Annotated in this window: 25 protein-coding genes; all 25 read right to left on the reverse strand. The window is 60.4% G+C overall.

Annotated elements, in window-relative coordinates; all coding sequences use genetic code 11:
* Nucleotides 1–3: 3 nt before the first annotated feature.
* Nucleotides 4–423 (reverse strand): tail fiber assembly protein, encoded by a 420-nt coding sequence (locus LVD08_RS25390; RefSeq protein WP_247269530.1) that lies wholly within the window; start codon nucleotides 421–423, stop codon nucleotides 4–6.
* A 4-nt stretch (nucleotides 424–427) separates the two neighbouring features.
* On the reverse strand, nucleotides 428–1,639 hold the full coding sequence (locus LVD08_RS25395; RefSeq protein ID WP_247269531.1) for a hypothetical protein: 1,212 nt from the start codon (nucleotides 1,637–1,639) through the stop codon (nucleotides 428–430).
* Nucleotides 1,640–1,664: 25 nt separating this feature from the next.
* Nucleotides 1,665–2,327, reverse strand: a complete 663-nt coding sequence (locus tag LVD08_RS25400) for a hypothetical protein (protein WP_247269532.1) — start codon at nucleotides 2,325–2,327, stop codon at nucleotides 1,665–1,667.
* The gene (locus LVD08_RS25405) at nucleotides 2,324–2,677 is read right to left on the reverse strand and encodes a hypothetical protein (protein WP_247269533.1); all 354 of its coding nucleotides are present in this window, start codon (nucleotides 2,675–2,677) and stop codon (nucleotides 2,324–2,326) included. Before LVD08_RS25405 ends, LVD08_RS25400 begins: the two co-directional genes overlap by 4 nt.
* Nucleotides 2,674–5,718 (reverse strand): phage tail protein, encoded by a 3,045-nt coding sequence (locus LVD08_RS25410; protein WP_247269534.1) that lies wholly within the window; start codon nucleotides 5,716–5,718, stop codon nucleotides 2,674–2,676. Before LVD08_RS25410 ends, LVD08_RS25405 begins: the two co-directional genes overlap by 4 nt.
* Nucleotides 5,715–6,113 (reverse strand): DUF6950 family protein, encoded by a 399-nt coding sequence (locus LVD08_RS25415; RefSeq protein WP_247269535.1) that lies wholly within the window; start codon nucleotides 6,111–6,113, stop codon nucleotides 5,715–5,717. The genes LVD08_RS25410 and LVD08_RS25415 overlap by 4 nt, the downstream gene beginning before the upstream one ends.
* Nucleotides 6,114–6,115: 2 nt before the next feature.
* Complete coding sequence (locus LVD08_RS25420) at nucleotides 6,116–6,718, reverse strand: DUF2163 domain-containing protein (RefSeq protein WP_247269536.1); 603 nt, start codon at nucleotides 6,716–6,718, stop codon at nucleotides 6,116–6,118.
* Nucleotides 6,718–7,302, reverse strand: coding sequence for a hypothetical protein (locus tag LVD08_RS25425; RefSeq protein ID WP_247269537.1), 585 nt, complete (start codon nucleotides 7,300–7,302; stop codon nucleotides 6,718–6,720). Before LVD08_RS25425 ends, LVD08_RS25420 begins: the two co-directional genes overlap by 1 nt.
* A gap of 18 nt (nucleotides 7,303–7,320) precedes the next feature.
* Complete coding sequence (locus LVD08_RS25430; RefSeq protein ID WP_247269538.1) at nucleotides 7,321–10,242, reverse strand: phage tail tape measure protein; 2,922 nt, start codon at nucleotides 10,240–10,242, stop codon at nucleotides 7,321–7,323.
* A 57-nt stretch (nucleotides 10,243–10,299) separates the two neighbouring features.
* A complete protein-coding gene (locus LVD08_RS25435; protein ID WP_247269539.1) occupies nucleotides 10,300–10,599 on the reverse strand; it encodes a hypothetical protein in 300 nt (99 codons plus the stop codon).
* Nucleotides 10,600–10,608: 9 nt separating this feature from the next.
* Nucleotides 10,609–11,049 (reverse strand): hypothetical protein, encoded by a 441-nt coding sequence (locus tag LVD08_RS25440; RefSeq protein ID WP_247269540.1) that lies wholly within the window; start codon nucleotides 11,047–11,049, stop codon nucleotides 10,609–10,611.
* Between the two features lie 59 nt (nucleotides 11,050–11,108).
* Nucleotides 11,109–11,348: a hypothetical protein gene (locus LVD08_RS25445; RefSeq protein ID WP_247269588.1), complete on the reverse strand. Its 240-nt coding sequence runs from the start codon at nucleotides 11,346–11,348 to the stop codon at nucleotides 11,109–11,111.
* A gap of 2 nt (nucleotides 11,349–11,350) precedes the next feature.
* Complete coding sequence (locus LVD08_RS25450) at nucleotides 11,351–11,836, reverse strand: hypothetical protein (RefSeq protein WP_247269541.1); 486 nt, start codon at nucleotides 11,834–11,836, stop codon at nucleotides 11,351–11,353.
* A 79-nt stretch (nucleotides 11,837–11,915) separates the two neighbouring features.
* Nucleotides 11,916–13,076, reverse strand: coding sequence for a phage tail tube protein (locus LVD08_RS25455; protein ID WP_274621289.1), 1,161 nt, complete (start codon nucleotides 13,074–13,076; stop codon nucleotides 11,916–11,918).
* Between the two features lie 95 nt (nucleotides 13,077–13,171).
* A complete protein-coding gene (locus tag LVD08_RS25460) occupies nucleotides 13,172–13,360 on the reverse strand; it encodes a hypothetical protein (protein ID WP_247269543.1) in 189 nt (62 codons plus the stop codon).
* A 109-nt stretch (nucleotides 13,361–13,469) separates the two neighbouring features.
* Nucleotides 13,470–13,865, reverse strand: a complete 396-nt coding sequence (locus LVD08_RS25465) for a phage tail terminator-like protein (protein ID WP_247269544.1) — start codon at nucleotides 13,863–13,865, stop codon at nucleotides 13,470–13,472.
* Nucleotides 13,862–14,437 carry an HK97 gp10 family phage protein gene (locus LVD08_RS25470; RefSeq protein WP_247269545.1) on the reverse strand — a complete coding sequence of 192 codons (576 nt, stop codon included), beginning with the start codon at nucleotides 14,435–14,437 and terminating at the stop codon, nucleotides 13,862–13,864. The genes LVD08_RS25465 and LVD08_RS25470 overlap by 4 nt, the downstream gene beginning before the upstream one ends.
* A complete protein-coding gene (locus LVD08_RS25475) occupies nucleotides 14,437–14,796 on the reverse strand; it encodes a hypothetical protein (protein WP_247269546.1) in 360 nt (119 codons plus the stop codon). The genes LVD08_RS25470 and LVD08_RS25475 overlap by 1 nt, the downstream gene beginning before the upstream one ends.
* Before the next feature lie 3 nt (nucleotides 14,797–14,799).
* On the reverse strand, nucleotides 14,800–15,189 hold the full coding sequence (locus LVD08_RS25480; RefSeq protein WP_103484250.1) for a DnaT-like ssDNA-binding protein: 390 nt from the start codon (nucleotides 15,187–15,189) through the stop codon (nucleotides 14,800–14,802).
* Nucleotides 15,190–15,229: 40 nt separating this feature from the next.
* Complete coding sequence (locus LVD08_RS25485; protein WP_247269547.1) at nucleotides 15,230–15,775, reverse strand: hypothetical protein; 546 nt, start codon at nucleotides 15,773–15,775, stop codon at nucleotides 15,230–15,232.
* A gap of 55 nt (nucleotides 15,776–15,830) precedes the next feature.
* Nucleotides 15,831–16,859 (reverse strand): hypothetical protein, encoded by a 1,029-nt coding sequence (locus tag LVD08_RS25490; protein WP_247269548.1) that lies wholly within the window; start codon nucleotides 16,857–16,859, stop codon nucleotides 15,831–15,833.
* A 14-nt stretch (nucleotides 16,860–16,873) separates the two neighbouring features.
* A complete protein-coding gene (locus LVD08_RS25495; protein WP_247269549.1) occupies nucleotides 16,874–17,569 on the reverse strand; it encodes a hypothetical protein in 696 nt (231 codons plus the stop codon).
* An 83-nt stretch (nucleotides 17,570–17,652) separates the two neighbouring features.
* Nucleotides 17,653–18,696: a minor capsid protein gene (locus LVD08_RS25500; RefSeq protein WP_247269550.1), complete on the reverse strand. Its 1,044-nt coding sequence runs from the start codon at nucleotides 18,694–18,696 to the stop codon at nucleotides 17,653–17,655.
* Nucleotides 18,689–20,152, reverse strand: coding sequence for a DUF4055 domain-containing protein (locus LVD08_RS25505; protein WP_247269551.1), 1,464 nt, complete (start codon nucleotides 20,150–20,152; stop codon nucleotides 18,689–18,691). Before LVD08_RS25505 ends, LVD08_RS25500 begins: the two co-directional genes overlap by 8 nt.
* Before the next feature lie 7 nt (nucleotides 20,153–20,159).
* Nucleotides 20,160–21,647 carry a terminase gene (locus tag LVD08_RS25510; protein WP_247269552.1) on the reverse strand — a complete coding sequence of 496 codons (1,488 nt, stop codon included), beginning with the start codon at nucleotides 21,645–21,647 and terminating at the stop codon, nucleotides 20,160–20,162.

Here is a 21,647-nt window from a genome sequence, read left to right on the forward strand (position 1 = left end):
AACTCAAGACTGGGTTGCTCGGGCCACGGTGGTTTCTTCGTTGTACGGCTCAGGCTGCTCTGGCCACACCGGTGCCGTCGGCCAGACAGGCAGCCCAGTCACGCGGCCCAACAGAACGCGGTATTTCTTCCAGGCCGCCAGCGACGCTACCCGCAGCGGCTTCTCGTCGACCTCCTCGGGCAGCGCGTAATCACCAGCGATCGCATCATTTATTGCGTCGACCCGGCTTTGCAGCGCAGTGACTTGGGCGGTTGCAAGCCGCGTTCTGGAGTTGAGAATCGCCGTGGTGTCGCGCAGGAGTTCCTGCTCGGCGATGCCATCAATCAGGGACTGTGGAATTTCTTCGACGAAGGTTTCGCCCTCCAGCAGTTCCATTTCTGGGTTGATCGCCCGCCAGCCAGTGGGGGTAATTGCGTAAGGCATATCATCACCTGTCGAAGTAGTAGCCGAGCGAGTAGCAGTTGGCGCTTCCGCCACCGGCTGCGCTGTAAGTAATGGTGCCGTCTGAGGCGATCGGACAGCGACCATTGAAAATGGCACCCGGCGGCACGAATACCATCCATCCGGACGCGATCGGCGTGCCCGCATCAGAGGGGGTAAATTTCACCGAGACGGTTCCGACGTTTTGCCAAGCCGCCTCCAACGTGTGCGCCGTAACCGGTGCGATGGTGCGCGTATTGAATGCCGCGACCGAGGTCCCACCGCTGAGCAGGCGGAATGTGGTGCTTTCCGGATTGGCCACCGTGTACATGATCGAGCTGTCGGCCAGGCGATGGGCAAACTGATAAGCACCCGCTGCGTTGGTGTTGATCAGAATCGAACCGATGTACCGGCGAGAGTTGTCATTTGTTTTCTGATGCGCCTGGTTGTAATACCGCGCCGGCGCGGCGGTGGTGGACTGCTCAATAGCACCAGCATCGGTAAGGTAAAGGTGGATGAAAGTGTTGACCGCCCCCACCGTCATCGGGCTGATCGTTCCGCCAGCGTAGGTAACAACCTTGGCCACTGACGGCACGTACGCGCTACCCGGGCGGATTGCGATACTCGTTCCTGACACCCAGACCAGACTTAGACCTTCGATAAAGCCCAGCGCGCCGCCGATCCCGCCCTGTTCTCGAGAGAGTGACGTAGTGAGCCCGGACAGAGAGGTAATGTCGGAGTTCTGCCCTTTGCCGGCCTTGCTGAATTGCAATTTCGCCAAGGCAGCGAGAACGGTGTCGGTCGCAACAACAGCAGATGCCACGCTCGGCAGCGTGAATCCAGTCAGGGTTGCAGCCCTTACTCGCGCGTCGGTGAAATACTTGTTGATTGAGCCCTCGGGCAGGCCATCGGTGTCGGTCAGAGCGGCGAGCTGCGTACCGAACTGATTGACCAGCGCGCGAAGTGCATCAGCAGAATCCTTTACGTACCCCTGCATTGGCGCCAGCGCGTAAGCCCCAGATGTGTTGGTTGCGCCTTGGTACGGCGGCGCAATCGACATTGCCGTGTCGCTGGCGATGTTGATTACTTCGTACCAGCCGCCGTCAGGGCCGCGGAACGCGTCACCGACTCGGCTGTTGGCAATAAATGCGGTACCGGCGCCGATCACCGCATTGGAATTTTGGACGACAGAAACCGTCCCGGTTTTGTACCAGGGCATCGAAGTTCTCCAGAAGAAGTTGGGCTCAGGCCAGCAATTTGGCGCAGAGAAATGGCCGGTGGCCCTGATCGGTCCAGGCGGTCGTAGCCAGGCTGTACATCATGATTCGACCGCCTGCATAGTCGACGCCCAAAGCGCAGCCTCCACCGGTTGCGTCGTTGTGGCAGTTCATCGCAAATGGGTTCAAGGAAATGTATTCGCCTACCCCCAAGGCCTTATTGATCGACCAGATGTACCGGCGCCCCACTACAAGCACCTCACTCCCGACGTACGTCCAGTTGCCGGCGGCGAACGTCACAACCACGGCCGGTGCGCCGCTGTCATAAATCAGCGTTCCGGCGCCGTCCCATAGCCTCATCCCGTAGGCAGCAGTCCCCATGGAAGCCCACGCGGCGACGAAATACTGCCCGCTAAGCGTCGAGTCCACGTTTGATGCCTTCATGGTGAAACCAGTCCAATTACCTGGCCCGCCTGTGAACCAGACCGATATCGGCACCTGAATGGCGCCAGTCTGATTTGGTCGGATGAAAACAATCGGTGGGTCTTGGCTTGTGACAGCCCTGGCAAAAACGCCGGATGCGTTGGTGGTTCCGGAGTAACTTCCCTTCGTCAAAACGCACAATCGTGGAGATTCGGAATCGATCTGAACGACCGAGTTGTCATTAATGCTCTGGAATCCGTAGTTCATGCTGCATACCTGATTGCGTAACCCTTCGCGACAACCCTGGATCCGATAGTCGAACCTGTAGCCGATGGATTTCTGAATCTAACAACAACCTGCCCCACCGATACCGTCACGTAGGGATAAGATTTGCTGTTACCTGATCCGTCGGTTTCTGAAGATTGCACGTCCTGCACCCTCGTCGGGATGATCATGAACACGCAGTTGGCTGGATTGAATCCCGGGATATTGAGCGTGTAGCTGGGCGTGGTACCGCTGAAATCAATCACGCCCTGCCACAACACCTGGTAGGTGAAGCTGTTGGTGTCCATTCCTAAATTGCCGTTCTCGTCCCAGACTCTCGCTGCATAAGTCATGCGTCCAGATCTCCAAGTTGCACGCGCTTAACCCCGTTCTGGTCAAACACCTTGATTGCGCGATTGGTCATTGTGAGACGGCCTCCACCAGGAGCCGGACCGTTGAACTCTAGATTTCCAGCCTTATCGAGCCTCCAGCCTTGGACCCCAGTGATGTAGTTGTCCGATTGCAGGTATTGGCCGATCTTCAGCATCGTGATGCTGCCGTCCTGAATGAAGGCCGAATTCATGAACACCTGCCCGCCCTGCACCGCAAACGGCACCGAGATCGCACCGCCGGCGATGGTGTTGACGATGGCGAACCGGTCAGCACTGACCAAAAACTGGCTCTGCAGCCCTGCCGGGCCATTTTCAATGCCAAGGCCAATCCCGGCCGCTATGTACTGCCCAGTTCCAGAGTTGTACTGCATCTTCACAGACCAGCTCGCCGATACCCTTCCGTTCACGTCATTTACGATCGACGTGTTCTGCTGGATGGCGGTTTGCTGATCTCCGACGGTGGTACTGAGCTGGCTCAATTGCTGAGCAGTTGCCTGCTGGTTCGTGACCACTACTTCTTCAAGAAGCGTGACGTTTGCCGAGTTTTCGGCCACCGCTGCAGTCAGTTCGGTCTGGCGTCGGGCTGAGGCTTCGTTTTCGGAAGCACGAACCTTTGATTCGGCTGCGATCGCCGCAGTGCTAGACCATCCCTTAAAGGCGTCCGCCAGTTCGCCCTCGCCATTGTCATCTCGCGAAGCCGCGCGAAGCGCCTGAAACGCCGTCGCCTGCGCTGTGACCACGCCGTCGAGTTCGGTAATCTCGGCAGTGTTGGTGGCCACCTGCTGGGCAAGCCCGTTGGCAGTTTCCACGGTCTGGCCCACATCGAGCCAATAGAGCGGATTGGGTGGCGGGGTGTTCGCTGGGACCGGACCGGTGGCTTGATAGATCCGTTTGCCCTGCACCACCAGGTCGTACTCTTCGTAGGTATCGTCCGGGTTGTAACCCTTCAATCCGTCGAGCGCATCGATCTGTTCCTGCAAGCCTGGGATTTTGTCGATTTCGTCGACAATATCCTGTCCCAACTCTGTGCGACCAATCTTCCCAGCCAGAGCTGCGAGGTAAGCCGAAACATCGTTCGAGGTCTGGGCCGGGACATAAAGGAAGGAGCTTTTCCCGTAGGCGTTCGATGAGCGGATGAAGTAGTAGTAGTTGGTCCAGAACCCCAGCCCGTTGTGGGTGAAGGTCAGGCCCTGCCCCAGATACTCGGCATCAGCAGCCGTTGCTGTTGGCGAAGTGCTGAAGAAGTATTCGTAGGTGCCTCCATTTAGGCCGTTTTGCGAGTTGCTCGGTATCAGCACGATGCTGTCGATCGAGGACTGCACCACGCAGCTTTCTGGAATGGGCGGCCCGTTGATGCTGACGGTGATCGTCGCCTCGCCGGAGCGCGCCATCGGCCCAACCGCTGCCACGCTCATTGTGTAGTTGCCTGACGGCAGGCCGTTGATGGCGATTTCCGTCGAGGTGGCCGGAACGTTGTGCGACTGCACCGCGTTCGCGCCCTGACGAACGATGACGATGTATTCCTTGACGATGCCCGTAGGTGGTAGCCACGAAAGCACGCCCTGAGTCACCTCGGCGGTAGTGTCCTGCGTCCAAGTGACCGCACTGGGGGTGCCGAGACCACCGGCCGGCAGATTGATGAAGCCGATCGGGTTGTACGGCTGGCCCACGGCATCATCGAAGATCGCCGCCTCGTACTGTTTGACCTGGACAGTGCAGCCCTCACTGTCGCCCATGGACCAGTCCGAAACGATGAACTCGCCCAGGATGTTCAGCGACGGAAGGTTTACCCGCACCACGCGCCCCGGCCGGCAGTTGTAGCCGGCGAAGTTCATCGGAATGCTGATCGCACCGCCAGCGCGGCGCCGGCGCAACTCCATGTTCGCCAGGCGCTGGGCCTGATACGGATCGGTGACGTAGGAGTAGGTCAGCGTTTCTGCCGCCTCACCGCCGTCCTCAACGATCCACTGAGCAACACTGACCTCCGGGTAGTCGGTTTCCGTCCACGATTGCGACGGATCAATGAACGTACCCCGGACGGTGTTGATAGCCGAGTCGTTGGTCGGCTCGGTGCTGCCGGTGACTGTGCCGATCACCATGTCCTCGGTGATCTCGAAGTCATACGGGCCGTAGTAAGCACCCGCCTGAAGCATCCAGCGACCACCAACACGAATCAGATGGCCACCGCAGGCCGCTTCAAGCTTCTGCAGCACACCCGTGCGCTGCTCGTCCGCACCGATCACGCAACCGCTGCGATAGCGCTGGCTGGTCGAGCCATCGGCATTGGTCAGCGCTTCGTCGCACACGTTAGCGGCACTGGCGAAGGTTTCGAACACGATCTCGTCGTCCGGCACGCCGCAACGCGCGCGCAGGAACCACAGCAAGTGCAGCGCGGTATTGGCGCTATAAACAGCGGTACCGGTGCGCGGGTCGTAAACGTCGTTGCGGCCGCGCACTACGAAACGGGTATCCGGGATGCCTGACGGGAATTTCTCTGCGCTGTACTGCAGCGAAACTCGAACGAATGACAGGCCCCGGCCGATCTGGCTGTCCTTCCAGTCTGGGCAGTTGGCCTTCAGGAAAGCGTTCACCTGAGTCGGGTTGACCACCAGCTCATAAGTCGCCTGCGCGCCGTAGCTGCCAATTTCTTCCTCGCCAAGGTAGATGTTTTCAAGCGCGGTGATCGGGCCCTCGCACAACACGTACACCAGGTGCAGCCACTCGCCCTCACCCTGCGCGCCCGCCTGCTCCTGCGCCCAGACCAGCACGCCGCCGGTGGAAACGCGGCCAAGGATGAAGCGAACCGGTGCCTTCGACGATCGCACGGTTTGCGCCGACGGCTCGTTGTCGCGCAGTGGCGACTTGGTGTTGAGCTTTTCCTGCTGTTCCGATGCGTAGAAGGCCAGCGCCGCGCCAGCTACCGCGCCCCATGGGCCACCTTGGGCAAAACCAACAACCGCACCGACTACAACCGAGGCAAGTTTTCTGACGCCGCCGCTCATTCAACCCTCCACGCGGCCAGTGGCTCGCATACGACACGGGCTGCGCCGTCGTCGGTTGTTGCCCAATAATCGCCAGCCCAGAAAACAGCCATGCTTCGGCCGCCGGGCGCGTCGTACAGCACCACGTCACCGCGCTGGATGAACGTCAGCGGCACCCTTGCAAAATGGGTATCCCACGCCGCCTCAAGGCTGCCGTGCTGCTTTTTCAGCTGCCGCTTGGCGCCGGTTTCCGTGGTGTACTTGCCGCGATAGTTCTCGGCCGGATCGACGCCACAAATCGCCGCCGTGCAGTCAGCAGCGAATAGGCAGCAGTCAAATTCGCCCCATGAAAAAGGCCGCTCTTGGGCGGCCTTGATCACGTCGTTCAGACGGGTTGTCCAGTCTCGGTAGCGCATGGCTAACTTCCATAGGTGAATGTCGGTGCGTCCTTCTTCGAGCCCCAATAAATGGGCCACTCGGACATCTGAGCGATGGCATAGAAGAACCGGTCGCCGTCGTGGCGCGCGCGGTGGTTTTCGTCGGTGAAGCGTTCGGTACCGGTGCGGCTCCACTCGGCCATCCGGTCAACCACGGGCACAGTGATGCTGTTCCCGTCCTGACCGTTGCCGGCGAACGAGAACTTGGCTGCATCCATCCGGCCGGAAAACAGGATGTCCGCCGCGTAGTTGCCAGCCTCGTCGAACACCACGAACAGAACCTTGGCCATCCGGCCGCGGCACCCGCGCACATTCGTCTCGGAGAGGATGTAGGCATCCAGGCCGCTAAGGGTCAGCTCCACCGACATCGGCGAGCCGGAGTTGTCGCTTTCCTGCGACTGGCTGACCTGGCCGAAGTTGCCAACGCCCTGATAGGTGATGCCGTCGACCACCAGGTCACCGGTGCCGGTGTGAGCGAAGACCATGCCGTCGACGAAGTCGAGCTGCACGGCGTACACCGGCATGAACCGTCCGGTGGCAATGATGTTCACCAAGTTCTGGCTGAACGGGAATGCTGAGGGCATCAGAAGGCCTCCCTGAATTGATAGCTGCCGTTCGACACCACAGGGCGCACGGACATGGACCAGGTGTCAGAGGTCATCCGCATTTCCGAGTAGGGGTTGAGGTACTCGACGGCGGTACCGGCCGTGAGCGTCTTGCGGATCCGCTTGTTGAGCAGCACAGTCACTCTGCCCTGCGCATTTGCTGATGCAGGATCTGTGACTTCGAACATCTCGCCGGCGATGGTGATGTAGTCGCCAGCGCTGAAAGCCGGGGCGTTCGCCGTTGCGCCGCCGATGACCATCGACCGCGCCTGAGCGTTACCGGTGACCACCGTCAGTGCGCCGACGCTGTTCGTCCGGCGCCTGGTGAACGCCGGCAGGTTGAAGGTACCCATCATGCCGTCCAGTCGCCCAAGGAACGCCGACAGCTCGCGCTCCTGGCCCCTCGTCAATAACCCGAAGGTCAGCGTGCACTGCCAGTAAGCACCCGGGTAGCCGATGATTTGCTGAGCGTTAGAGAGGGTCGAAGTGAACGCTCTGCTGTTGTTGACGATGCCCCACGTCATTTCTGACGGGCGCAACGAAGCCGGCCACGTGAGAGCCATGCGGTACTCCTTAAAGGCTTATCGCCGCGCGATCAGCTGGCGGATGGTTCCGTTTTGTTTCAGGTCGCGCACGACCAGCTCGTATCCGCCCTTCGCCCCCTGCATTGCAGCCTCCTTGACCATGTTGACGGTGGCGTCATCTGGCGTGCCTTGAAAGCTGAAGATTTGCTGGATGACCGGGGCAGCGGGAGACGCCGAGGAGATCGGCACGACATTGGACTTCGTGGTTACGGCAGCCGATCCGACGTAGCCGCCATCCGCGTACCCTTTGGAGTTCGCGTTCATGCGCTCGAGGAATTCCCGAGCGCCTGGCTGGCTGACCACATCCTTGCGCACCACGAACTCACCGCCGTGTACCACACCCTTCGGCTCAAACTTGCCGCCGTCACCGGTGTAACCACCGTCGGAAAAGCCGTACTTCGAGCTGTACCCGGCCGCCGATGCTCCCAGGCTCGACGATGTCGCCGCAGCAGATCCGGCAGCAAAACCGTTGCCGGCAGCAGATGCACCAGCACCCGCCAGCCCGCTGAACAGCGTGCCGAAGATGCCCACCGCCGCCTGACGCACCTGGATGCGGATCAGGTCGGCGATGATGCCGTCCGCCAGATCCTTGAACGACAGCTTCCCGGTCTTCACGAACTGGATGATGCCGTCTTCCATGTTGCTGAAGGCGTTGGTGAACAGGTTGCGGGTTTGGCCGGCAACGTCGCGGGCCTGCTCGGAGTAGGTTTGAAACGCCGACGAGGCGCCGAGCGACCAGTCCGACTGGGCTTTGTCGACGTCCGAGTAATACTGCTGCTGCATCGCGAGGCGAGTTTGCAGCGCCGAACGCAGGGCTTCAGTTTCCTGGCTGTACAGGCTGTCGCTGATTCGCCCCTCGTTGTGCTGCTGCTCCAGTGCATCCAGTTGAGACTGGTACTGCTGCTGGATATTGAGCTGTTCCTGCAGGCGCTGCCGCTGCTGATCCCCCATTCCCATGCCGGCCAGATTATTGTCCAGCCCGGTCTGGGCCTTCGCCAACTGGCTCGCAAGGTTGGTCTGGAATGCGGCGAGCTTTTGCGTCTCGTCGGTCGCGATCTTGCGCAGCGCGTTTTCCTTTTCGAGCGCTGCGTTCTTCTTCAGTTGAGCGGTGATCAGCTCCTGGTTGGCCAACAACGATTTTTGATCAGCCGTCAGGGTCTGCTTGCCCTTGATGTCAGCGAGTTCCTGCTCCCACTTCACAAGGGCCTGGCCGGCGGCGCCGAGCTTGTCGACCTCACCTTTCTGCACCCCGATCAGCGAGTTCTGCTGTTGCAGCACGGCATATTGCTGGCGGGCTTGGTCGAGCGCCTTCATGCCGGCGTCTTCGGTATAAGCCTTCGGCTTTTTCTCCTCGGACTCCTTGTAGATGGAGTTCTCGCGAATCGCTTTTAGTGCTGCGGCCTCCTGCTCAGCGGTGATGGTATAGCCTGCTGTGCGAGCGGCGTTGATGCGTTTTTCCTCATCCTCAAGCGCCTTGTTCATTTTCTGGCGCTTGGTGAAGTTCTGCTCAAGGCTCTTTTCAAAAGCCTCGTAAGCCACTTGCCCATCACGCTGAACTTGGGCTGTACGGGCGGCATCGTCAGCAGCCTTCTGCTCAGCCTTCGACTTCTTGTCGTAGGCATCGAGCTCGGCCTGCAGCGAAGCGATCCGCTCTCTGGTGTTGTCGTCCTCATAACCAGTATCAAGGGTAGATTTCAGGTAATTGATCTTCTGCTGAATCGCCTTTACGTCCGGACCGCTGTTCGACTCGCGCCCGATACCGAGGATTGCATCCCAGCCACTCTTTGCGGCGCCAGCAAGATCGTTCCATGCCTTTTCGAGAGAGCCCAAGTTTGACTTCATAGTTGCTGCTCGCTCACCCAAAGCCTTGGCGTAAGCTTCCTGAGCGATGGCTGCAGCGGCCTCCTTCTCGCCCATCTCCTGCGCCGCTCGGACCTGCTCATATACCGAAGCGGTCAAGAAGTTGTACTTGTTGTTGAGTTCAGCGACTGCCTTCACCGGGTCGTCCGCCAACCGCACAAACTCTGCGATGGTTTCTGACACTGCCTTCCCGGTCGCCTTCTCGTAGGCGATGGCGGAAGTTGCGATTTGCTCGAAGCTGGAACTGGCGATCTTCCCTGTGCCGGCGAGCTGCGCAAGCGCCGCGGCAGCATCCGCCGTAGTGCCGACGGTTCCACTGACGCGCTTGGCCATTTCAGACAGCGCGAGCGTCGTGGTGCCGGCAGCATTACCGGTTGTTACGAGGGAAAGGCGGTAGGCATCCTGCTCTTTCGAGCCTTGGTAGTAGGCCAGACCGAGCACACCAACCGCTGCCGCAGCCACGGTGAAAGGATTGACCAGGCCGAGGACATAGCCGCCCAGCGCTTTTGCTGCCGGCCCGACACCCCCGAACATATCTTTAAGCTGCCCACCTTGCTGTAGGAAAACGGTGAGTGGCGCCTGACCGCCCTGCAGCGATACGGCGATATCAGTGAACTGCGCAGGAACTCCTCGCAATGCGGCAGCTGTTGCCTTCGCCGTCATGCCGGTTTTGCCAAGATCCGAGTTAAATCGCCCGAGATCTGCTCGCGTGGTATTGATCTTCGTTTGATATTCGGAAAAGGTATCCGCGTCGATCAAGCCAAGCTTCCGGTTTTTGGCCAGTTCCTTCTCTTGCTTGTCCAGTTCGCCCAGCTTTCGGGTGACAGGATCAATACTGCCCAGCAGCTCTTCCAACTGCTCTTTTTGCGTTTTGACCTTCCTGCCTGTTGTTTCGGAGGACTGACCAACGCTGTCGATTCCGTCGGCCAACTTGTCCATCACCGGCTTGGCACGAAGGCCTGCCCCCTCGAGCGCCTCAAGTGCCTTTCGAGTGTCGGCAGCCTTTTGCTCGGCGTCCCGACTATCGATTTCCAGAACGAGGCGGGATGTCTGAGCCATTGTCTTTCTCCAGGCGCAAAAAAACCCGCCGGAGCGGGTTATTCATTGGGTGCTGATTCAGCTGTTCGCATTGAGACAGACTCGATATGCCTCATTGCGGAATTCTTTTACTGCTTCTTCCTTCATGGTGTCTGTGATCATGACTTGCTTTTCGTAAGCCTTGAGAACGACGCCTCTGGCGAATTTGCTGCCATCACCAATTTTGTCGAGCGAGTCCTCGAGCAGCTCACCTTTTTGGCGAGCAGTCATTGCCTCACCGGCCAAGGCAGAAATTTTCTTGCAGGAGCTTTCGGCGGCCTGCGCCGACATTGAAAAAAGCGCAGTTACAGCAATGAATGCGGCGAATATCGTTCTCATAAGTCCTCGCTATTTCGCGTACTTGTAAGGCTCGGGTGCAGTAAGAAGCGGCTCCGCTTTATCCCACATGCCGCGGTACCCGCGAACCGAATACGAGTAGCCTGGCTTCAGATCAAGCAATAGCCCGCGCAGATCACCGCCGGCGCATGCGGCATTGTTCTTGATACTCAGCTGCACAGGGCCAGGCTTGTGGTAAAGCTTCACCGATTTTCCGCTACTTGTTTCAGCAGCAAGCCTTTCGTTCAAGAACACCTGCATGCCGGCACCTAAGCAGCTCAAAGCGCCAGCGTCTTGTGTGAAAACAATACGCGCATCATCTGCTGTGCTTGGCTTACCGAAAGCGAAAACATCCTCTGCTGGGACCTGAGAGGCCTTTTCTGGCGCGACTCTAGTTGTTTCGCAGCCCGCAAGCAGTAGGAATGCAACACCAAATGCTATTTGTCTTTTCAAAGACACCCCCTCCCTGTTTGAAGGAGGAATCTAGCACCAACGGGAGGGCCTCGACAAAATCACTCTTCGTCGCCAGCCAAACACACCGCATCCAGAGCAAACATTACATCGTCAACCTCATCGCGCGGCAGCGGCGACGGATGCGATTCCAGCCAATCGGAAATTTCCCGCGCCGACAGTGGCAAAGGGAACGCCCCGGCCATGCCGGCGATGTACCGGCGACCGCGAGACACGTTCCTGTAGAGGTTGAGCAGGTAGGCCGTGATCGGATCGTTCTCCGGCTCATCCGGTACCGGCAGCTTCAGGCGCGCGTAGACCGCGCGGCGCTTCTCGCTTTCCCCGCCCCACTCCTGCTCCCACTCGAAGCGGCAGACGGCTTTCCCACCGACTCAGCTCGCTCTTCGGCGGAGTCATTGGCTGCAGCAGCACCCTCACGCAGGACGAAGACGAAGAACTCGATGTTGGTCTCCAGCAGCTCGGCGGCGATCGCCGGGCTGTACTTGATCGGATTGCCCTCGGCGTCCAGTACCCCATCCCAGTCCTTCACGATGAAGCTTGCCAGCAGCATCGAGTGGTTCTGGTGCTCGGTCTTCTCGCCGGCGACCACGCCCACCTGGCCCTCTTCAAACCGCGCATCGTTGCGCTGAATGCGGCGGCGCATGCGCTCCAGCGCGACCTGATACTCAGGGTTGTCGATGCCGGCCAGCAGCACCTTGGTGTCCTTGTCGAAGTTCGCCCAGCGCTCGCCGGTGACTGCCGGCTTCTTTTTGCCCAGTTGCAGAGCCATGGTAATTCCTCAACGCCGCGCCAATAAAAGGGCCGCCCCGGCCGGCGTGAATGCCGGGGTAGCCAAAGGTCGAGCAGGTTTATGCAGTGACGGTGATCGCCGCCGCGCTGGTTTTGGAGACATCCGACACGCTGGTGGCGGTGATCGTCGCGGATCCAGCGGAGACGCCGGTGACCAGGCCAGAAGAGCTGACGGTGGCAACGCTCGGCGCCGAACTGGACCAAGTGACGTTTTGCGCGGCTTCGGCCGGCAATGCCGACGCAGTGAGCTGGCGAGTCGCAGCAACCGCAATCGACGCTGTCGTAGGCGCCACCGAGACACTGGCCACCGGCACGAACGGAACGCGGGTGATGGTCGGGCTGACCTTGGCAACGGTGTAGTTCAGCGTCACCTCGATCAGGTCGCGCTTGCCACCATTCGGAAGTTCGCCGTCCACTTCCACTGCCGGGAAGTTGAAGGTGTACTTGTTGCCCAGGCTGTCGGTGATCGGGAATACGACGCCGATTGGCGCGCGGGTGAATGTGTTCTTCCAGATCTCCCACGCCCGCTTCGACCAAGCGAGCGTGATGCTGCCGGTGATCGCCGCCTCGGTAGCAATGTGTGCACCCGGGCCGAGACTGTCAGAGCCGAGGCAGCGCTGCGTTTGCAGGCTGTTGTCGAGGTTGACGGTCATGGCCGAGACGCAGGCCACACCTTCCAGCGACTGACCATTCACCAGGATCGTGCCGACGTTGTTGTTCGACAGGAACGGGGTGGTGGTCGGTGCGTTCGGCGAGACGACGATCGGGGTCTCGCTGTCGGCGTAGTCCAGGCACGCCATGTTGAAAGTGGAGGTAATCTTGCCGTCAGATGGGATGTCGAGCGCGAAGGTCGAGACGTGCGCCCCCTTGAACACTCCGTAGACGCCGACGTCGTCGTAACCCTTGGCGATGCTGAAGGTATGGCGGGTGTCACCGACGCTCAGCACGTTGCTCGTCCAGTTACCGTAGAACGCGGCCTCCAGCAGCTGATCGAACGAGCCAAACGAGAACTCCGCCGTCAGGTCGCCGCCGATATCGATGCTGGTGGCCACCGAGCCTTGGCTTAGACGGGTATCGGTGATCTCGTCACTGACTTGGGTGTTGACGGTCGGGGTCAGCGCATTGCCGGTCAGGCGCAGCGTGTCCCAGGTACCGGTCGGGGTAACGCCGGGCGTCACCTCCGCAATGATGTAGCTTACAACTCTTGCGCCCGAACTCATCGGAGCCTCCTTAGATCAATTGATCCGGGGAGGCGTGATGAGCAGAGAGGCCTTTCGGCGGGTCTGATCAGCGTGCCCGGTGAATTTGGGTAAATTTATGCTGGGTCGAATGTGCGAATAATTGTCGGAACTGGGTCGCCGAGCGCCCATATGGCTTGCTCGCCATCCTCAAGCTCTGGCTCTTCCCGTGGGAGGATGTAACCGAACCCAGATCGATCGCTGGTCTGCTCATGCTCGATGTAGTGCTTGCGCTCTACCAGCTTTCCATCAATTCTGACCTGCATCGCCCTTCTCCTTTGCTGCAAGCCAGCGCTCCCATGCGGCAAGCGCTCCTTTCGCAGCACGGATAAGGCTGCGGTGAAGTTCTTTCGTTACTTCGCTCATGTCGTTCTCTTAACCGGCGCGAAACCGGATGTTGACGTTGATTTGGTAGAAGCCCTCGAACTCGCCGGCGACCACCTGACTGGCTTCCATGCATTCCAGATCGCCGGACTGCCAGTAGGCGAAGTGCGCTTCGAGCGCGTCGGCCAGCTCGTTGATGGCCTTTGTGCCGGTGCGCTCTCGGGCGAAGCACTGGATGCTGATCTGCCCGGGCTTGCGGGTGTGCGGCCGATCGGCCATGCCAGCCATGAAGGCCGAGGCGTACTGGATATTCAGCCGGCACCAGAGGCCGGTCGCCGGCGGCGTGAACACTTCCGGCTGGTTCGGGTAATCAATCCGAGCCTGTTCAATGCCGGTGAAGGCGACCATGCGCGCAGTGATGAGCGCCCTGATTTGCTCGAAGGTCATGTGTATGCCTCGGATACGCCAATGAACGCGAGGTCATAAACCCCGCCGGGCGCCTGCGTGGAATGCCCCAGCTCCAGCATCTCGCCGTAGGGACTGTTGGTCTGGATATAGATCACGGGAAACTTGCCCGAGGCCTTGATGAGCATGCTGCCCTTGCTGATCGTTTCGCGGCCAGACGGGTCGATGTTGTCGGTCACGGTCATGTCCGGCGCGCCGATCGAGACCAGATGACTGCCTCGGAATGTGCCGCCGATGTACCCCTTCCCAGCCGCCTGCGCTTTGACGAAGTAGTTCTCTTCGCGCTCCCGCTTGGTCAGCTTTTTGAAGGCCTTGCCACCGGTGCGCGCAGCGTTGCGGGCGTCGACGTTCGCGTCATAGGCATCTGCCAGCGCTACGTTCTTCGTGCGCAACGCCACATTGGCCTGCCATAGGTCAGGGTTGCCGACCGGCGAACGGTTCACTACCTCGGTGAGCATGGCGGTCGCGATCACGCGCGCCATCTGAGTGATGTCCTCGCCTGCCTGGTCAGCGAACTCCGTGAGGCTATGGCTCCAGCCCGCTTTGTTGGCCATCAGACTTTCCTCAGCTGGATCTCGTAATGGGCGCCGGCCGGGTCGGTCTGGACGTTGACCACGTCGAAATCGTTGATCTTGTGGCCGATGTCCGGTACCCCGCCGACTGTTTCATTGGTCAGCGCGATCAGCAGTTGGTCCGTGGCGCGGATATTCACGCCGTCGACCTGGGCAATCTTGAAGGCGTCGAATACGCCCCGGCCTGTGTAGGCGATGACAACAGGGGCGCCCGCTATCTCATTGACCGGATCCCACGTTCCCGGCAGCGTCACGCCGCCGCTGAAGGGCTGCACAGCGTCCGCCAGGTCGGTGTCGAAGGCCTCGGCCAGATCCGCTTGGATCTCTTCACGTAGGCCCATGGGTCACCTGTACACGTTGAAGCTGAAGCCACTGGCGCGCCAAGGCGCGAGAAGCCCCAGCGCGAACTGAACGCCATCGGGGAGCGCGGTGGATTTGCTGGTGTCGATTGAGGCAAACGTCTTGCTGGTGGTCACCGAACCGGCCTTCACGGTCTTGGCCTCCAGCGATCCCTCGGTCTGCTGCTGGTACAGCTTGCCCTCAGAGGCGACAACAGCCAGCTCGGCGCCGGCCTGCTTCACCTCTTCGGGAATGGCGTCCATGTCGATGCCGACCAGGTTGAGCGAGGTCAAATAGGCATTCGCCTGCAGCACTGCACGAGCTTTCTTGTCGTCTGGCGCCCATGAAGGCCCGAGCTCGGCGTCAACGTCCGCCACGGTGATGTAGGTAGCCATCAGGCCTCCGCTTGAATGAGTGGGGCCGAAGCCCCGGGTGTTACTGGTTTGCCTTCAACAGCGCGAGCAGCTCAGGCTTCGAGTCGTTGACCTTGTAGGTCACGCCCTTGGCGTCGAGCTGTTCCTTGATCTGCACGACAGTCAATTCGTCGATCGGGTCGGCCGAGGCAGACTGGCGAGCTTTCTCGGCTTGAGCAAGCAAGTCATCGACCTGCTTCTGCAGCTCATCCGACTTACTCACGGCGGCATCGCGATCGCTTGCCAAGCGCTGCATCCCCAACTGAATACCGGTCAGGGCTTCATACAGGCGCATCGCTGGGCCTTCGCCTTCAACAGGGTTCAGCACGCCCGCTTCAAGGCCTGCGGCCAGCGAGTTGACGGCGTCGAGTTGGAGGGCCTCGCGGGATGGCTCAGCGCCACCGCCATTGTTACGTCCGCCACCTTCTGCGATGCGCGATCGAGCATGATCGACGCCACCGGTTTCACCCACGGTCTGTGGGCCGACAGTGATCTCTCCCGCATCACCAGAGAAGCCCCAGCGGGCCTTGGTGTTGGGGTCGATATGATTGTCTTTTTGTACGGTCATGGTTTTCTCCTGGATCAGTGCTGCGCGGCGGGCAACTCACCCGCCGCGCGCTCGGTTACGGCGTTGGCGCTGTAACGAGGGAGGTGATGAACGCCATAGGCACCTGCTTGCGAGCGAACTTGCGCTCCCAGTTGGTGGCCAGCGCCAGGTCCGCCCAGTTCGCCGAGATAGGGCGAGTGGTGGTCGGGGTGCCGGTGATGGTGGCGCTGGTGAAGGAGAAGCCCAGCGGATGCACAACGAAGTTGCGACGAGTCCACAGGGTTTCCGCACCACCACCGTTGCCGCGATCCGGAGTGCGCTCGTATTCCAGGCCGTCTTCACCTTCGGGCTGCTGCTCGGCATAACCGATGGCGCCCGGGCCGAAGATGATCGACAAGTACTTGGCGGTTGGGCCGGTGCCGATCACAGGCATACCGTCGTCCAGAACTACCGGCATACCTTGGAAGCGACCGAACTCAGGGGTTTGGTCTGCCATCGGCGTGAAGTCGATCTGATTCTGAATCGACAGCTCGGTGTGAACTGCCGAGTGCATCGCAATGACGCTCAGGCCGCCCAGCTGGCCGGTGTAGTCGCCCATGGTGCCCTTGGCGCGAATCACTGCGGCCGGATTGATGATGCCGCCGGCGTCTACAACCATGTCGCCGCCATTGGAGGCGATGTTGTCGTTGTAGATGCCCACCGCGGTAGCGATGGTGCGGCGCTGGGCAACGCGCTGCCAGTAGGAGATCAGGCGGCCTGCCACGAACTCCAGCGGGTCTTGCTTGGTGATGTTCTTCACCAGGTTCATGCAGTTCCAGCCTTCGTTGAGGTACGCGGCGCGCGCCTGCATGGAATCACTGGTGACCGACAGCGGTACCGCGATGTCGGTGTACACGTCGTTCGAGTAGTTCGACTCGATGGAAGCGTCCAGGTCTACCCACCAAGGAATGGTAAAGGTGTTCGACGGGCTGGCCAGCAGAGTGGTCATGTCCGAGTTGGTGGTCAGGATGCCCGACTGGAAGAACGCAGTGCGCTCAACGGTGTTGACGGTGATGTAGTCGCGCAGCTCATCGCGAAACACGACGTCCGAGAGAATGGTTGGCATTGCAGAATTTCCTTTTACTTGGCCTCAGCAGCGGCTTTCATGCGCGCGTGCTCGGCGGGGTTGGTTCGGCGAAGCTCTACTCGCTCCATGCCGGTCATTTGGTCCCACGTTTTGGTGGCCCCGCCACCCTTACCCCCGGCAGCCCCGCCGCCGTTCGCTTGCGTGCCGCGCACTAATGCTGCGTAGCGCGGCGCTTGCTGGAATTCTTTTGCCAGGTCTTCGAGACTGGCGATGGTCAGGTTGCCGGCGGCATCCGTGACCTTGACCTGACCGTCTACGATCTTCAGGCGGCGCTGGACGAACTCGGCCAGGATCTCGGCGTTCTCGCCGTCGGCGATGCTGCTGGAAACCTTCGAGGCTGCCGACGTCAGGTCGCGACGCTCGATTCTGGCGGTCAACTCAGCCAAGCGAGTGCGTTCAGCCGCAAGGGCCTGCTCGCTGCTGGCATACAGCTGCTCGAAGTCGCCTTTCGCCTTGGCTGCATCGAGCTTTTCGCGCTCGAGCTTCTCGTCCGCCTCACGCTTTAGGCGTTTGGCCTCCTTGGCCTCGTCCAGCAGCGTCTGGTTCTGGCGCTTCAGGCCCTCCAGATCCTCGCCGCCGGCGGGCAAGCCCTCAACGGTCAGGACGAAGTCATCGCCCATCGCCTTGTAGAGCGCCTGCATTGACGCATCGAGCGCTTCGTATTCCGCCTTGCTGATCTTGTACTTCATGTCATCCCCCGGATGATTTGCCGTTGGCTCAGCCGCAGGCATAAAAAAACCGGCTCAAGGCCGGTCGTTTGTGTGGTTCGTTGTCAGAGTCCCGCTCGCTCGAAGGCCAGCGGCTCAAGGTCTTTCAGTTGCTTGAGGGTCAGCGTCTTGCCGTTGTCATCGACGAACTTCTCCAGCGTCAGCTCACCCTTGGTGAAGAGCGCGTACCGGTTCGGGCCGAGGATATCGCGCTGGAACGCGGCAGGCTGACGCGAGAGCCACTCCTGATAGCTTGTCTTGCTGGATACCAGCGTGACACCATCAGGGCCGATTGAGGGCCTGGTAGAACCCGGGATCTCGCGGGCAAACTCACCCTTCAGAACCGGCAGCGCGCTCGATCTGCAATTCCAGTGGCCGGGCGGCTTTGGGTCGTCCCATCCGTAGATGTGCTGATCCCTCGCCTGACACATGGCGCTGGTCTTGCTGTCGAGCGTGGAAATCCAGCGCCAGCCCTGCAGGATGTCGTCGTTAGCTTTGAGCGTCTCCATGCGCGCCGTACTGGCGACATGGTTGGTCACGGTGCGAACGAGCGACGAGGCCTGATCCTGATGCAACTGGTGGATGCTGGTCAGGCGCCGGCCGATCTGCTGGCTGGTCTCGCCCAGGCTGGAACCGATCTGAATCTCGCCGATGATCTCGGCGGCCTTCTTGGTGCCGAACTGGTCGAGCGCACCACTGATGCTGATGCGCTGGGCACCCTTGCGAGCCTCCAGCAGCATCGGATCAGCCAGTGCAGCCGCGCTCACCATCTCAGCCGATGGCACGTTGAACTGCACAACGGCCTTGATGACTTTGCCCAGCATCTTGCCGTTGAACTCGGCCTCATAGACCGCGAACTCGCCCAGGTCGAGCTGCGCCCTGCCCTTCATGTCGTCGTAGATGCCCCGCAGATCGCCCTGGAGCGTTTCTATCTGCGAGGTGTACCGACGCGTGCCGTAGGCGCTGAGGCCTGCCGAAACGCGAGCCTTTGCCGTGTTGATGGCCTTGCTGATGAATGACGCCACCCGCTTCAGGTTGCCGCCGGCGTATCGCTGGACGTAGACCTGGTGCCGAGTGGTGGCATCCGTCAGATAGCCCTCGCTACTCATCATTCACCCCGGGTGGCTGGTTGGCTGGTGGCGAATCTGGTTCGCTGCCCACCACAGGCGCTTCCTCTTCACGATCCGCATCGATGTCCTCATCTGCGCGGTCAGATTCCAGCACCCCAGCCTGACGCAGGTTGGTGCGCAAGTCCTTCTTGGCGATGATGCCCTGTTGCCAGAGCTGCATCTGAGCAAGGATCGCTTGAGCATCCATAGCCTCATCGAAGAACTCCTGGTTGAGCCAGAAGACTGTGCCAGCTTCGTCGACCGCCTCCATCATGAACCGCTGCGCGTCGAACAGAGACAGCCGCACCGCCTCGGAGACGTTGCCAGCGATCGTGCCCAGCACCGAGTTATCCGAGCTGTAGCGGATGCGAACAGCCTCTGCTGTCTCGGCGCCACCGCCCTGCTGGACGATGCGCGCGCCGATCATCAGCATCTGATCTTCCTTGTCCTTCATCAGCTCGCGGGCCAGCTGCGTTTCCTTGGCCTGCAGCATGACGGCAGAGCCTTGCTTGCCGAGGTTGTGCCCACGACGCGAACCAATGTGCATCCCGTTCGGGTTCAGCTTGATGAATTCGTCGGGCTGAATGTCCGTGGTGATGAACAGCGTCGGCTGTGAACTGATGAAGCCCGCCTCTTCCACCGTGGCGCTGTTGCCGTAGTGAAGGATGTTCACCTCGGCCAGGTCTTCCAGCGGCGCCTTGTCAATGCTGGCGTCGTTGTTCTGGGAGCCGAAGAAGTGGAACGGGATGTGATCGAAGGCCTTGCCCGTCTTGTCGGTCGGGGTCGTCTCAGCGCCGTCCGGCGTATCTTCCGAGTACACGCGCTGCACGTACTTCCCGTTGATCAGCATCAGCGCACGGTATTGATCCTTGGCGGTGAACTCGAACCCGTCATCCGTGGTTTCGTTGATCTTTTCGTGCAGCACCACCAGCGTCAGCCGGCGCACGCCGTCGATCACGTCTTCCCGCCAATTGACGATGCTCTCGGCCGGGTAAAAGTGGACGTAGGCACGCGCTTTCGCCGCCTGCGCGACAGTGAGCGAAGTCTGTCCCTCTGGCAGTTCGACCTTCGGGAAGTCAGTCAGTAGACCGCCGCGGCCGGTGTCGAGGCACTCGCCAGTAGCTTCCTTGCACAACTGCTCAAGACTTGAGCCGTCACCGCTGACGTTCTCCAGCAGGTACTCGACTGCCGAGGGCAGCTTGATCTCTGCCGTCTTGCGGAACACCGCGCCAAGTAGCCCGGTGCGCGTGCGGCCGGTGACGTTGAGGAACATTGCCCGCTTCTTGAGCTGCTGATACCGCGCGATGTTCTCGGGCGACTGATTCAGGGGGTCAGGCATGGGCAGATATTCGTCGTACTTGCGAACCTCTCGCGGCCCGGCTACGCAACGCTTGACCAGCTGCCAGCCGGGCAAGGCATCGCTGTACTCCTGCCTGATGGCGCTGTAGTTGGGCATATGGGCCTCAGAAAGTGAATGTGACAGGAATGTGGGTCATGGTTGCGCGCTTCGTCTTGGCTACAGCGAAGTAGCGCCATGCGTCGGCAGGGTGAGACGCCCAGTCGTGAAGCGGCCGGTCTTTCCAGCAGCCCTTCTTGTCATCCCACTCTTTGCGGTAGTTCTCGAGCGCGGTGATGCCCTCCTCGCACTTGGCCTCGTCAAAGGCACAGTGGGCGAGAATCTCGCGAGCCTGGTCGATACCGTCATCAACGCCAATCTTCGGCACGACCTGGAACGTCATGCGGTAATGCTGGCCGTCGATCTCATAGCCTTCTCGCGCCATTTCCCGGCGCGTCTTGGCATCGCTGCCGAACTCGCGGTTGTCGATGTCATGCGGCCCCCAGTGCTCGGAGTAGGTGTAACCCTTGTCCTTGAGCACCTTCATGTAGTGCCGCAGGCCTTCCCCGCTGTTCTGGTAGAAGTCGATGACGTGGTACTCGCTGCCGACCTGCCGCACGAACCAGATGGCCGTGGAGTCGCCGACGCCGATGTCCCAGAAGGTCATCACCGGCAGGTGGCTGTTGTCTGGCAGCGTGCCGATGCGCTGAGCGGCATACAGCTTTGTGAACTGCTGGGCGTAGTAGGCGCCTTCGATTGACTGCTGGAAGGCTTCGGCCGGGATCGACGGGTATTCCCGCTTCATGTCGTCGCCGAGGGTTTTCTCCTTGGCGGCGTACCAGGCGCGCTGGCCCGGGTTGGTGTCGATACCGTGCTTGGCGAACAGCTCGTTGAAGTAGTCGGTCAGGCGCTGCGGAATAACCGCCTCGGCCGGGTCGAGCCAGTAGGCCTTGTTCTTCCACCAGCTGAAGAAGAAGAACTTCCAGTCCAGCTTGCCGAGTGGCGTGCCGGACAGAAGCTGCTTCTCGGCGCTCTGTGAGTAGTCGAAGAAGTAGCCCGCACGCCCCTCCGCCGTCGATTCAATCGTGACAAAGCAGTCTGTGGCCACCGCCTCGAAGGCGCCGGTGACGATCTCACGCGCCTTGTGCGGAAACTTGGCGCAGATCTTCCCGAACTCGGAGACGTGCAGGTAACGCAGCGTGCCGCCCCGGAACGAGGTACTGACGTAGAGCGAACCGCCCTTGCTGAATACCAGCTCGCCGGCGGCGTCGTTGCTCGCAGGGTTGGCGGCGCGGATCTCTTTCGGCAGGTTGTCGTAGGCGTACTTCACCTTTTCCCGAAACAGGCGCTTGGCGTCGTTCAGGGTGTGAGCGATCAGCGCGCACTTGGCCGACTCGAACAGAGCGGCGTCCAGCTGGATGATGCAGCACTCGGTTGTAAAGCCGAGTTGCCGAGCCTTCAGGATGATGTTGCGGGTATGCATCCCGTCGAAGTATTCAATCTGCTCGTCCGTCATCCGGAAGCGGACTTTCTTGCCCTGCTTGTCGGTGATGAAGTAGAGATTGTTCAACCGCCAACGCTTATCCCGGAGCAGCTTCATGTGCTCGGGCTTCAT

This window comes from Pseudomonas sp. YL2 (genome assembly GCF_023063025.1).
In the GTDB taxonomy this organism is placed as follows: domain Bacteria; phylum Pseudomonadota; class Gammaproteobacteria; order Pseudomonadales; family Pseudomonadaceae; genus Aquipseudomonas; species Aquipseudomonas putida_A.